This window comes from Paenibacillus sp. PSB04 (genome assembly GCF_025809195.1).
Lineage (GTDB): Bacteria > Bacillota > Bacilli > Paenibacillales > Paenibacillaceae > Paenibacillus_AQ > Paenibacillus_AQ favisporus.
The window spans coordinates 5,545,959-5,558,934 of record NZ_CP081301.1; the positions used below are offsets into that span (position 1 = coordinate 5,545,959).

The following is a 12,976-nucleotide window of genomic DNA, read 5'->3' on the forward strand; positions in this document are numbered from 1 at the left end:
CCGCCCATCACTCTTAACCGATGTCATGATCACTGCATATCTGTTATCCTAAGGCTCAATCCCCCCTTTTTACTATAAGAATGGCTTTTCATCTCGGCTTTAATTGGAATATAGTCTCTCAAGATGAAGAGTAAATCAAAAACGGTTGCACTTTTTGTAAAATATTACATTTCTTCGGCTAAAACCAAGAGCAAATCCAATCACGATACGATTGTTGGCATCGATATCTAAATCGTTATTCAGTGCATATGGTATCGATACCATATTAAGACTCTTCTCTTCTTCTTAAAGCTTAGTAACATAAACTTGAAGCGAAACGGGCTTTGGACTCTCCCCCTAGGAACTGTGTCGCAACCTGGGACTGGAAATGTGAGGTAAGCGCTTTACCTTGAGGAAATTATAATCTACTCCGGTATGAAAGCGCAATCATTATTTTTGTAATAAAATGTCTATGTTTGTAAAATGGTTGGAACTGCCTCCTTAGTCGGGGAAATGCGATGGGATCATCGCGAGCACAAAGGGGATTCAACAACAAAAAAAGCGCCGTTACACGGCGCTGGTTGTTCCACGAACCACGAGTTCCGGCAGCAGAACCAGGCGCTGCTTGGAGGGCTTGCTTCCGTCGATTTCTCCAGTGATCAGCTGGACGATTTCTTTTCCCATTTGCTGAACGGGCTGGGCCACCGAAGTGAGCGGCGGATCGATAATCGTCGCCAGCACCGTGTTGTCAAAGCCAACGACCGAAACATCCTCAGGTACGCGCAGGCCAAGCTCCCGGGCAGCCTGCACGACTCCGATCGCCAGCAGATCGTTGCATCCGAAGATGGCGCTTGGCGGGTTGGACCCACTGAGCAGCTCCTTGGCTGTCGCCTTTCCTCCCTCTACATGAAACGGACTGACCGCCACCAAATTCTCGTCATAGGGAATCCCTGCTTCTTCAAGGGCTTTCCGGTAACCGCGAACCCGTTCCTTCGAGCTCATCACAGCCAAGTCCTCCGCAATCACGGCAATGTTCCGGTGTCCGAGCCCAGTCAAGTGAGACGCAGCCAGATAGCCGCCTAAGTAATCGTCCACGAGCACTGTATCCACTGCAAGCAGCGGCATTTCCCGCGCGATGACGGCAACCGGAAGCTTGTATTTCATCAGCTGCTTCATCATGGCGTCGTTGCGGGCGCCAGTGGCGATGATGATCCCGTCGGCGCTCTTTTGCCGGAGAACGTTGATGTACCTTTCTTCCCGGGTCAAGTCGTTGTCGGTGCTGCAAATGACCAGGCTGTATCCAAGCTCGTGGGCATGATCTTCAATGCTGCGGGCCAGCTCGGCAAAAAACGGGTTCGCGATATCCGGGATCAGGAGCCCGAGCGAATACGTCCTTTTCTTGGTCAATGCGGATGCGACTACGCTCGGCTGGTAGTCAATCCGTTTCATCACGTCCTGCACATGCTTTCTTGTCTTGTCGCTGATCCGGCCGGTCTGGTTGATGACCTTGGATACCGTGGCAATGGACACGCCGGCTTCCCGGGCGATATCGTATATCGTCGCCACCCTCGTCCCCCCTTCCTTAACGCTGCTCTGTACTCTAAGTATAGGGAAAGTTCCAGTCTGTGGCAATTTGCTCCGTGATCAATAGCGGGCCACAACCATTTTCTTTCGGGTGTAGAATTCCACCCCGTCTTTGCCGTTGGCGTGAAGGTCTCCGTAAAAGGATTTTTTGTAGCCGGAGAACGGGAAAAATGCCATGGGTGCCGGTACGCCTACATTGACCCCGAGCATGCCGGCGTCGATCGATTCCCTAAACTCTCGAATCGCTTTGGCGCTGTCCGTGTAGATACAGGCCCCATTGGCAAACTCGGACTTGTTGGCAACCGCTACGGCTTCCTGAAGGCTGTTTACCCGAACGACCTGAAGTACAGGCGCAAAGATTTCGTCCGTCCAAATGTTCATACCGGGAGCTGCGTGGTCAAAGATGGTCGGGCCAAGAAAATAACCTTCTGCGTTGGCCAAGGCATGATCCCTGCCGTCCAGTACAAGCTGCGCCCCCTCCTGTACTCCCTTCTCAATATATCCAATGGTCCGGTTCTTATGGGCGTCCCGGATCACGGGTCCCAGGAAGGCATCCGGTTCCATACCGTCGCCTACGGGGAGATTCTTGGCGGCTTCGGCAAGTCCGCTCACCAGCTCATCGGCGATATCGCCGACGGTCACGACGACCGAACAGGCCATGCAGCGTTCGCCTGCGGAGCCGAAAGCCGCGCTTGTGATCTCTTTGACCGCCAGCTTGAGATCGGCATCCGGCATGACGATGGAATGATTTTTTGCACCGCCGAGCGCTTGTACCCGTTTACCGTGAGCTGCTGCCGTCTTGTACACGTACTCGGCCACAGGCTGGGATCCGACAAACGAAATCGCCTTGACGTCTTTGTGCTCAAGCAGGCCGTTAACGACGTCGTGCGCACCGTGAACGATGTTGAACACGCCATCCGGGAGCCCGGCTTCCTGGAGCAGCTCCGCCAGCCGGTTCGCGAGCAGCGGTGTCCGTTCGGACGGCTTCAGCACGAAGGTGTTGCCGCATACGATCGCTAGCGGGAACATCCAGCTCGGCACCATCATCGGAAAGTTAAACGGCGTGATGCCGCCGACGACGCCGATCGGATAACGGTACATGGCCGACTCCAGTCCCGAGGCAATATCAGGCAGGTTGCTGCCCATCAGCAGCGTCGGAGCGCCGGCGGCGAACTCTACACATTCGATACCGCGCAGCACCTCGCCATATGCTTCCTGGTAGCTCTTGCCGTTTTCCAGCGTAATCATCCGGGCAAGCTCTTCCCAGTGTTCCGTCAAGAGCTGCTGGAACTTGAACATGATCCGTGCCCGGCGCGGCACCGGGGTGCCGCTCCAGGACGGAAACGCCTCCGCTGCCGAGGAAACGGCGCGGTTCAGATCGTCCAGGGTGGATAAGGGAACGCGGGCGATCTCTTCCCCGGTGGCCGGATTATAGACCGGCTCCGATCTTCCTCCGTTCGAAGGAACCCACCGGCCCCCGACGTAGTTGTGAAGCTGCTGCACTTGATCTTGCACTTGATCCGTCATGTAGATACCTCCATCGTTTGGTCAGATTCCTTGCTGCACAAAGCGGTCGATCCGCTCCTGGATTTGCGAGGCTGTCGGCATCGCATCGGAGCAGCTGTGGCTGGAGACCACGATCGATGCTGAGGCACTGCCGAACCGCTGGCACCGGTCGATACTCCATCCCTGCATCAGGCCGTAAATAAAGGCACCAGCAAAGGAGTCCCCTGCGCCAAAGGTTTTCACTACCTGTGCCGGAAAAACGGCACCTATGTGCTTCTGTCCGTCCGCCGAAAATGCCGTCGACCCATCGCCGCCCCGTTTGACGACCACCAGCTTGGCCCGGTGCTTGAACCACTGCTTCGCGGTGGCTTCATCGTCCTGCATAAGCGGGCCGTCCAGCGCTTCGATCAGGTCGAACTCTTCGCGTCCGCCCATAATAATATCCGATTTCTCGGCGGCCAGACGGTAATACGTGCCGATCTCATCGGCCGAGGTCCATGTATACGGACGGTAATCGATATCAAAAACAATGACGACTCCGTGTCTTATGGCCAGTTCCATCGCTTTAAAAGCCGCTTCTCTGGACGGGCTCTTTGCAAGGGCTGTACCTGAAATGAGCAGCGCTCTGGCACTTTGGATATAATCCTCGCTTACGTCGCCAGGCTCCAGTTTGAGGTCCGCTACGTTATCCCGGTACATCAGGATGCTGCAGTCCGTCGGCGACTTGATTTCCGTAAACGTGAGTCCCGTGACGCTGCCCGACCGGTCGACGATAACGTGTGTGGTGTCGATGCCTGCGTCCTGCAGGTACCGGGTGATGAAACGGCCGTGGGCGTCGTCGGACACCCTGCCGATGAAACCGGTACGCAGCCCCAGCTTCGCCATGGCTATCGTAATGTTGGCCGGGGAGCCGCCGACATATTTGGTAAAGGTGACCGTGTCCTCCATCGGGCGATGGATTTCGTTGGCGTTCAGATCGATGCACAGCCGGCCCAGCCCGATAAAGTCCAGGGAACGATGGTCTGGAAATGAAATCGTGGTCAACGCTTTGGCACCTCCTGTCCAGGGGTCATCAGCCATTCATGCTGAGGGTCGTTATGGAACTTCCAGGTGCGCACCGGCCCGGCCATGACGTTGAGGTAATACACGTCGTACCCGGGAGGCGCCGATACCGGATGGTAACCGCGGGGAACGAGGACGGCGTCCCCGCTCTTCACGGCCAGCGTTTCATTCAGCGACAGGTCGTCGGTATATACGCGCTGCAGGGCAAAACCCTGACCCGGGGACACCTTGTGATAATAGGTTTCTTCCAGCAGAGACTCATGCGGGAGATCGAGTTGGTCATGCTTATGCGGCGGATAGCTGGACCAGTGCCCGGCCGGCGTAAAGACTTCCACGACGAGCAGACTTTCCGCTTCCTCCTGCTCCGGCAAAATATTGCGGACGGTCCGCTCCGTATAACCGGAGCCCCGCTGCTCCACCCCGATCTTCTCCGGCGGGATGAGCCTTGCTTCGAGCCGCCCTTGGCCAGGAGCGCTGCACACGGCCACCTCCGTTAAGGTAACGGCTTCCAGCCGGAAACGGTCATGCGCAGGAACGTATACCGCATAAGGGGCAAGCGGCTCAAACACGCTCATCCGGCGGCCGATCCGCTCATAGCTTTGTCCGCCTGCTTCCACATTCGCCAGCCCGCTGAGCAGCACGAGGCAGACTTCACGGTCTCCCGTCTCCTGCTCGATCGTTTGACCGGGTTCCAGCCGGTACGCTTCAAAGCCTACGTACTCCCACCCCGCCGATTCGGGCGTGATGCTGAGCAATCTGCCGTTCTCGTCCGGCTGTCCGCCGGGAACGATAAGCTTGGACATATTCCTTCCTCCTTTCAGGCGTTCAATTCCTGAACAATTTGAGCGAGATATTGCTTGGACTTGCTGGCATATTCGTAAGGATTCGCTTGGCCGGGATCCTGCTCCGCCTCCAGAATCATCCAGTCGTCATAACCATGCCGTACGAAGCTGCGGAAAATCGGCGCAAAGTCGATGCATCCGTCGCCAGGTACGGTAAACACGCCCTGGATTACCGCTTGCTGAAAAGGGATCCTCTCCCTTTTCACCCGCTCCAGCACATCGTTTCGGACATCCTTCAGATGAACGTAGGCAACGCGATCCGCATAGTGTTCATACAGCTCCAGCGGGTCGGATCCGCCGTAATAGGCATGCCCCGTATCCAGCAGCAAATGAACCAGCTCGGGATCCGTCGTCTCCATCAGCCTTTGAATTTCATCCGGCCGTTCGACCACCGTTCCAATGTGATAGTGGTAGACGAGCTTCATCCCGTTTCGTTTGCAGATTTCACCGGCTTGATGCAGCCCCTCGACCATGTAGTTCCATTCCTCGTCCGTCAGGGGATGCACGTCCTGGACGCCTTTCGGTCTTCTCGGGTCGCCGATGATCGAACCCCCAAGCTCGCAGGTGACGACATGGCGGCTGCCCATCGACTTTAAAAATTCAACATGCTGCCGGTACGATTCCAGCTCGGACGCCCTGCGGCGCGGCTCGGAGAACAAGACGCCCTTCCACTGTGAAGCCATCTGGAGTCCATGCTCAGCCAAAGCCTTCTTGAGAACGGCGGCGTCCTTCGGGAATTTTCGGCTGTTTTCCGTTCCGGTGAACCCCAGCTGCGTGAAATCCCGCATCAAGTCGTCGAACGTATAATGGTCGCCCAGTTCAAGCACATCTTCATTAACCCAATTGATTGGTGAAATGCCCAATTTAATCGATCGGATATCCGTCATCTACGTCGTTACCTCCCTTTGGACTTAGATTTTCAGCGCCTGCTGTACATGTTCGTTCATCGTTTCCCTCGCAGCCCGCACCTTATCGCTCGTCGACACTTCCGGAACATCCACCCTCCACCAGGATTCGTATCCGCCCGACTGGGTGCCCGGCAGCACCTTGATTTCGATCAGGGTAGAGCCCTTCTCCTCCCCGGCCTGCCGGAGGGCTTCCTTCAGCTCATCCACACGGGTGGCGGAAAATGCCTTGATTCCCATGCTTCGCGCATGGGCCGCATAGTCGACCGGCACGTAGTCCCCCGTCAGGCGCCCCGTTTCCGGGCTGCGCAGACGGAATTCGTTGCCGAAGCCGTCGCTCCCGTTTTCACGCTGCAGGCTGTGTATGCACTGGTATCCGTGATTGTCCAGCAGGATCACGTTCACCTTTGCGCCTTCCTGAATGCTGGTTAAAATCTCCGAATGAAGCATGAGGTAGCTTCCGTCGCCGACGAGCGCATAGACTTCCTTGTCCGGCTCGGCGAGCTTCACGCCGAAGGCCCCGGCAATTTCGTACCCCATACAGGAAAAGCCGTATTCCATGTGATAGGATTTGGGCGCTTCCGATCTCCACAGCCGGTGTAAATCGCCGGGAAGACTCCCGGACGCCGCAACGATCACTTCGTTTGCCATGGAACGGTTCAGCTCACCGAGCACGCGGGTTTGCGCCAAGCCTTCTTCCGACTCCAAGCCGTACAGCCTGTCGACCTCCCGGGTCCATTCGGCTTTCAGTTTGGCAAGCTCTGATTCGTTATGAGCAGACTTGTAGCTCCTTGCCTGAAGTGCGGAAGTCAATTCTTTTAACCCCGCTCCAGCATCTGCCACCACCTGGCACGCATTCAGCTTCGACGCGTCAAAACCGCTCACATTGATATGAATGAATTCTGCTTCGGGACTCGTAAAAGCGGTTTTGGACGCGGTCGGAAAATCACCCAGCCGGGTGCCCACGCAAATGACGGCATCCGCTTCTCTGGCAAGCCGGTTCGCGGCAAGGGATCCGGTCGCGCCGATCGCTCCCATATTCAGCGGATGGTCCCATGGGATTGCGCTCTTCCCTGCCTGGGTCTCGGCCACCGGAATGCCGAACGCTTCCGCGAACTGCCGCAGCTCTTCATAGGCCAAGGAATAATGAACGCCGCCGCCGGCGATCAGTATCGGCTTTTGCTTGCGCGAAATCAGCTCCGCAGCCCGCTCGATCGCTGCCTGGCTTGCCGGCTTGCGGTCAAGGTAATGCACTCTTTTGCGGAAAAAATCCTCAGGATAATCGTACGCCTCTGTCTGCACGTCCTGCGGCAGGCAGATGGTGACCGCGCCGGTTTCGGCAGGGTCAGTCAGTACACGCATCGCCTGGATCATCGAGCTCATCAGCTGTTCGGGACGCGTAATCCGGTCCCAGTACCGGCTGACCGGCTTGAAGGCATCGTTGACGGACACGGTATAATCCATCGGATGCTCCAGCTGCTGCAGGACCGGGTCCGGCTGCCGGCAGGCGAAAATATCTCCTGGAAGCAGCAGCACGGGTATCCGGTTGACCGTCGCCGTCGCGGCGGCCGTGACCATATTCAGCGCCCCCGGGCCAATGGAGGAAGTACAGGCGAAGATTTCCAGCCGGTTCTTCTGCTTCGCGTACGCAACGGCGGCATGCGTCATGCCCTGCTCATTTTTTCCCTGGATGAATTTGAGGCTGCCCGGCTCCCGCTCCAATGCTTCGCCGATGCCCAGTACGTTGCCGTGACCGAAAATACCCATGACTCCCTTAACGAACTTGTGCTCCTTTCCGTCCAGCTGCACATACTGCTGGTCCAGGAAGCGGAGCAAGGCCTGAGCCATCGTTAATCGAAGTACGCCCATTCATAACCATCCTTTCACAGAATATTTCATTAGGTTAATCGCTTACCCTAAAGACAAACAAAAACCTCATGATGTAGACATCGAATACTCGGACAAGCTGACAGGTCTCTTCTCCAGCCATGACTTCCTGGCTGCATCCGCCAGCAGTTCCGCCTCATACCCGTCCTCTCCGCTGACAGGTACGTCCTCATTGTTCAAGATCGCATTGATAAAGCTCTCGATTTCAAGCCGATACGCCGCTTCATAACGCTCCAGGAAAAAATGCTTCGGCTTATCCCGAAACACGCCGCCGGCCGTGCTGATTTCCGCCGAGTTCGGAAAATCGTTCTGCACATTGACCTGGCCCAGCGAGCCGAACACTTCAACGCGCTGATCGTACCCGTAAGCAGCCTGCCTCGAGTTGTCGATGACACCGATAGCACCGTTCCGGAATCTCAGCATGATGACCGCCGTGTCCACGTCTCCGAGCTCTCCGATGACCGGATCCACCAGGACTGCCCCTTGGACATACACCTCATCCACTTCGCTGCCGCTCAAAAACCGGGCCATGTCAAAATCGTGAATCGCCATGTCCATAAACAGCCCGCCGGATACCTTGATATAGTCATGCGGAGGGGGGCTGGGGTCGCGGGAAGTGATCTTGATCAGATGGGGATCTCCGATCTGGCCGGAAGCGACAATCTCCCTGACTCTGCGAAAATTCGGGTCAAACCTGCGGTTGAAGCCAAGCTGAAATTTGACGCCGCTGTCGGAAGCGGCTTGCAGCGCAAGGCGGGTTCCCCGGACATCGAAGGAAATCGGCTTTTCGCAGAAAATGTGTTTGCCCGCCTTGGCGGAACGCTCGATCATGTCAATATGGGTATTGGTCGACGTGCAAATAAAAACGGCATCGATGCCCGGATCACTGATGATCTGTTCCGCATCCTGGGTCAGCAAAGGGATCCCCAGCCCATTGCCCCATGCCCTGGCATGATCGATCTGCAGATCTGCAATCGCTTTCACATTAACCTGAGGATGCTTGAGCAGATTTTCGGTATGCAGCCTGCCGATCCTCCCTGCTCCGATCACGCCGATATTCAGTTGTTTACTCATGGACATTCCACCTTGTTCTCACGATATCAATTCAATGAATCATTTAGGGTAACCGCTTTCCTTGATCGGATTATAACACCGCACCGGACCTTTGCAAACCCTTTTTTGTTATTTAATCCCACATTTTTTTGCCGGTCACTATAAGATTGGCTCTCCACCCTGCGTACTGTCAGGTCATCAGAATCACGGTTTCCATGACATATATATGAGTTTCCGCAAGTCAACATTCTATTTCCAGCGAATTGGAAAAGCAAAAAAAGCGGCCTGCCGCAGACGGCCAGACCGCAAAATATCGTTCATTACCGCATCCCGTACGGCATGGACATCAGCTGTTATTGAATGACCCCGGTATCGATAATGGACACCTGAACCTGGGTATGAAACTGCACGTTACGGTACTCCTTGTTCCAATCGATCCGCTTCCACAGTTTGGGATGATAGGCCATCAGCTGCCGGCCTACCCCAAAAATGTCGCAGTTCGCCTTTTGCAGCTCCCGCACGACTCCCTTGGCTTCCTCGGTCATGATGGACGATAGCTCCCTGTTCACTCGCGTCACGGCTTTATCATCCAGCAGCTGCGGTCCGGTGAATTCCTCGATGACCGCTTGAAGCTTTAGGCTCAGTGTCACGTGAACATCACCGTTACGGGAGACGCTTACGTGAAACTCACGCTTCCTTTTCTTACTGCCGACGTTGTAGCTGATCGATCCGCGAATCGGCTTGGTTGTATCCAGATTCACGGTTTTGGTAAATCGTGCATTTCCTCCCGACTTTCCTTTCATCAGAACCAGCAGGATCGACTGATCCTTGCCTAACGATCCACTATAGCTCTGATCGTGGAACAAGGCAACGCCTTTGGCAACGATTTCGGAGCCTTGTACCCCGATGTAGGGCAGAGCGAAATCCTGGCCTGGATCCGTCAAGGAACGGAAAACCGTATTCACGGTTTCCGGCGGGTAGAACAGGCTCATTCTCTCCAAGCTGCTGATTTTCTGCGACAGGAATTCGCCGATTTGCAGCTCTCCTACCTTTTTCATACCGATAATCTCTGAGGCGTCATTCTCCGTCACGATCAAGCGGACGTCGGAAGAAGGGTTCTTAGGGTCCCTGAAATTGACGTCCATGGGTGCCTTAATCCCTTCTTCAGCCAAGGATCTGCCGATCAGCTGCACGCTGTTCTTGATCACCCTCATATTCCCTCTTACGCGAGCCCGGAGGATGTTGCTCGCCCCGCGTGTTGACAAGCCCACAGCCGAATGGATTTCATTTCTCGTGGCGCTCTGTTCGGTTTTAGGGGGAATGATCAGCTCAACGGTTTCCTTGATTTTATGATCCTTGGTCAGATCAAAACCTGCGCTGTAGGCCAAATTCAAGTCTTTCAAATATTCACGGTCCCAGCATCCAGTCAGCAGCGCCGTGCTCAGACCCAGCATAACCAAGAAAAGTGCCCCGCGGCATCGTTTCATACCGCTCCACCCGCTTTCTTTTTGACAAATAAAGAGAACAGCATTAGCAGGAAGGGAACGCCCGCAATGAACACGTACGCGGCATATTCGGAAGTCTTGTTGATCCGGTCGATCGCCATCGGCGTGGTCGGCAGAAGAGCAATTAAAAAAAAGGCTACACTAACAAAGGGGTCAAACATTTGATGGTTCTTTTTTCTAAACAGGACCGCAAGCCCATCGGCAGCCGCATAAAAGTAGCTGGCGATGGAACATACCAAGGTAATCGACCAAATCGACAAGAATAGAATGTCCGCCCGGTCGATGATATAAAAATTCAGCGATTTGACCAGGTAAATAACAGGTTCCGGGATCATCGCGAGCTGCGTCTGGTTAAACACCATGAGACAGGTACACACGACAAACACGTAGAACAGCGTAACGAACAGATTCGACAAGCTGATCATTTTCAATTTCTTGGCGTCCGATGCATTAATGAACGGAAAGATGATCATGAACATTTCGAACCCGTACATCGAGATGGTCGTATCCTTGGTTCCTTTCAGGATGTTGATCAGGCCTGCTTCGGTTAACGGGAGCATATATTCAATCCTTGCCTGCGTTAAGCCATAGCTGACAAAAATGATCAACGGAATGAACAGCATGGACGAAAGACTGTAAAACCGGGCCAATACGGTCAGCTTTTCTTTAGCCAGATAATAAGTCATGATACAGAAAAGGAGCAGTACCACCCACTTGGGGGTGGATTGCAGAATCCAGCGCTGGAGTACCATGTAGGCATTGAGCAAAACATTGCTGCCCAGCAAAATAAAATATCCGACGTAGCATGCGATCAGCAGCCTGCCTATAAACGGTCCGCCAAACCGGATACAGATTTGAAAAAGGTTCATCCCAGGAAACTTGCGCAGAAGAGTCCACATCATCAAAATGATGATTTGGGTAATCGCTCCGGCGATCACAACCGATATGCCCCCGCCGCCTTTTGCCGTCTTACTAAGGTCATAGGGAATCGAAAGCACGCCGACTCCGATTTGGGCTTGGATAATGAACAAAAACAGCTGTTTCGGGGACATCTTTTTCTCAGCCTGTTCCACCTTGGCCACCCCTCCCGGATCCGTGTCAACTGATGTTAGTTATGCTTTTTCTCGCCATGTCTGCCGCGGATCGTCCAGATCGGAAACCGAAGAAACGCATCCTTGAAGCCCTTTATTTTCAATGGGGCCAGCGGCGACAGGTAAGGCTTCCCGAACGACTCCAGCTTGCACAGATGAATGAACAGGATCGTCAGTCCGAAAGCAATGCCGATTAAACCGAAAATGGATGCGCATATCATCAGGGGGAACCGCAATATCCGGATCGCCGAGCTCATTTCATTGGATGGTATCAAAAACGACGAAATCGCGGTCAAAGCCACAACGATAATCATCGTGTACGACACGAAGCCCGCCTTGACGATCGCATCCCCGATAACCAGACCCCCGACAATGCCGATCGTTTGCCCTACTCGGCTTGGCAGCCGGAGCCCTGCCTCCCTCAGCAGTTCGAAGATCAACTCGAGCAGCATCGCTTCAACGAGCGGGGGATATGGTACCCGGGTCAATGAACCCTGCACGGTAAAGAACAGCTGAATGGGCAAAATGTTCGAATGAAATGCCACGATGGCGATATAGAAGGCCGGCAGCTGAAAGGCGGTAATGAAGCTGAGCAGCCGGATAAACCGCACAAACGATGCGATCATCCAACGGTTGCTGTAATCGTCAGGGGTTTGATAAAAGCAGAAAAAGCTCACCGGGACGATCAAGGCCGTCGGATCCCCTTCGAGCATAATGACCACATGCCCGTCGAGCAAATACGCGCCCGTATGGTCCGGCCGTTCCGTATTCAAAAACTGGGGAAAGATCGAAAACGGCTGATCCTCCATGAATTCTTGGATAAAGCCGGTCGAAATGACGGAATCGATCGTGATGCCCTTCAGCCTGCCTTCCACTTTTTTGATTACGGTTGGGTCCGCCAGGTTATTCATGTACATGACCGCCACTTTGCGGGGAGCTGTACTGCCTATATTGTGATAATGCACCTTCAGGTCCGTCGAGCTAATCTGCTGGCGGATCTGATACAAATTGACCGTTAAATCCTCGATAAAACCGTTGTGTGCCCCGCGGATAATGCCTTCGTTTTCCGGCTCCGTAATGCTGCGTTCGTATTTGGCCGGCGTGGTCAAAACGTAGAACCGCTTCATGTTATCCTTGGTGAAAAACAAGCAATTGCCCGACAAAAGGGATTGTGTGCCCTGATCCAGCTTGTGTTCGGTTTCCAGCCGGAGCGTCAGGAACAGCTGGGACAAGTCCTCGTCTCCTCCCTGCCGCAGCGGACGGATGACGTTACGCTCGATCAGGGTTGGGTCCACCGTAGATTCCAGATATATCAGCGCCGATGATTGTCCACGGTAGGTTAGGTGCCTGACCTTCAGATCGTCGGTGTGACACAGTTTGTCCCGGATGTAAGATATGTTTCCGTCAAGTGAAGGATAGATCGTTTGCTCGGATGAGGTCACAGCCTGCCCTCCTGCCATAACTAGTTAGACTGCGGTTAATATCCCCCGTCTCATGTAAAATTATTCCCAACCGATCCTGAACCTTCCAATCCAAAAAACCGCTTGCCTTCAAGGCAGCGG

At 54.4% G+C, this 12,976-nt stretch carries 10 protein-coding genes; all 10 read right to left on the minus strand.

Annotation, left to right across the window (positions count from 1 at the left end):
- Window positions 1-546 precede the first annotated feature (546 nt).
- A complete protein-coding gene (locus tag K2F33_RS25575) occupies window positions 547-1,545 on the minus strand; it encodes a LacI family DNA-binding transcriptional regulator (RefSeq protein WP_152403917.1) in 999 nt (332 codons plus the stop codon).
- 78 nt (window positions 1,546-1,623) lie between these two features.
- A complete protein-coding gene (locus tag K2F33_RS25580; protein ID WP_263879473.1) occupies window positions 1,624-3,090 on the minus strand; it encodes a CoA-acylating methylmalonate-semialdehyde dehydrogenase in 1,467 nt (488 codons plus the stop codon).
- 21 nt (window positions 3,091-3,111) lie between these two features.
- Window positions 3,112-4,113, minus strand: a complete 1,002-nt coding sequence (iolC, locus tag K2F33_RS25585; protein WP_244879252.1) for a 5-dehydro-2-deoxygluconokinase — start codon at window positions 4,111-4,113, stop codon at window positions 3,112-3,114.
- Window positions 4,110-4,934 (minus strand): 5-deoxy-glucuronate isomerase, encoded by an 825-nt coding sequence (gene iolB / locus K2F33_RS25590; RefSeq protein ID WP_089547037.1) that lies wholly within the window; start codon window positions 4,932-4,934, stop codon window positions 4,110-4,112. The genes iolC and iolB overlap by 4 nt, the downstream gene beginning before the upstream one ends.
- Before the next feature lie 14 nt (window positions 4,935-4,948).
- Window positions 4,949-5,860, minus strand: coding sequence for a myo-inosose-2 dehydratase (iolE, locus tag K2F33_RS25595; RefSeq protein ID WP_263879479.1), 912 nt, complete (start codon window positions 5,858-5,860; stop codon window positions 4,949-4,951).
- A gap of 24 nt (window positions 5,861-5,884) precedes the next feature.
- Window positions 5,885-7,747 carry a 3D-(3,5/4)-trihydroxycyclohexane-1,2-dione acylhydrolase (decyclizing) gene (iolD, locus tag K2F33_RS25600; protein WP_263879481.1) on the minus strand — a complete coding sequence of 621 codons (1,863 nt, stop codon included), beginning with the start codon at window positions 7,745-7,747 and terminating at the stop codon, window positions 5,885-5,887.
- Window positions 7,748-7,813: 66 nt separating this feature from the next.
- Window positions 7,814-8,839: an inositol 2-dehydrogenase gene (iolG, locus tag K2F33_RS25605; protein ID WP_263879485.1), complete on the minus strand. Its 1,026-nt coding sequence runs from the start codon at window positions 8,837-8,839 to the stop codon at window positions 7,814-7,816.
- Window positions 8,840-9,171: 332 nt separating this feature from the next.
- Window positions 9,172-10,305 carry a Ger(x)C family spore germination protein gene (locus tag K2F33_RS25610; protein ID WP_263879488.1) on the minus strand — a complete coding sequence of 378 codons (1,134 nt, stop codon included), beginning with the start codon at window positions 10,303-10,305 and terminating at the stop codon, window positions 9,172-9,174.
- Complete coding sequence (locus tag K2F33_RS25615) at window positions 10,302-11,396, minus strand: GerAB/ArcD/ProY family transporter (protein WP_263879490.1); 1,095 nt, start codon at window positions 11,394-11,396, stop codon at window positions 10,302-10,304. The genes K2F33_RS25610 and K2F33_RS25615 overlap by 4 nt, the downstream gene beginning before the upstream one ends.
- 35 nt (window positions 11,397-11,431) lie before the next feature.
- Complete coding sequence (locus K2F33_RS25620; RefSeq protein ID WP_263879491.1) at window positions 11,432-12,856, minus strand: spore germination protein; 1,425 nt, start codon at window positions 12,854-12,856, stop codon at window positions 11,432-11,434.
- Window positions 12,857-12,976 lie beyond the last annotated feature (120 nt).

Bases quoted from the DNA above. Each gene is read 5' to 3' on its own strand.
- K2F33_RS25580 (WP_263879473.1), bottom strand. From the start codon at position 3,090: ATGACGGATCAAGTGCAAGATCAAGTGCAGCAGCTTCACAACTACGTC.
- iolB (WP_089547037.1), bottom strand. From the start codon at position 4,934: ATGTCCAAGCTTATCGTTCCCGGCGGACAGCCGGACGAGAACGGCAGA.
- iolE (WP_263879479.1), bottom strand. From the start codon at position 5,860: ATGACGGATATCCGATCGATTAAATTGGGCATTTCACCAATCAATTGG.
- iolD (WP_263879481.1), bottom strand. From the start codon at position 7,747: ATGGGCGTACTTCGATTAACGATGGCTCAGGCCTTGCTCCGCTTCCTG.
- iolG (WP_263879485.1), bottom strand. From the start codon at position 8,839: ATGAGTAAACAACTGAATATCGGCGTGATCGGAGCAGGGAGGATCGGC.
- K2F33_RS25610 (WP_263879488.1), bottom strand. From the start codon at position 10,305: ATGAAACGATGCCGCGGGGCACTTTTCTTGGTTATGCTGGGTCTGAGC.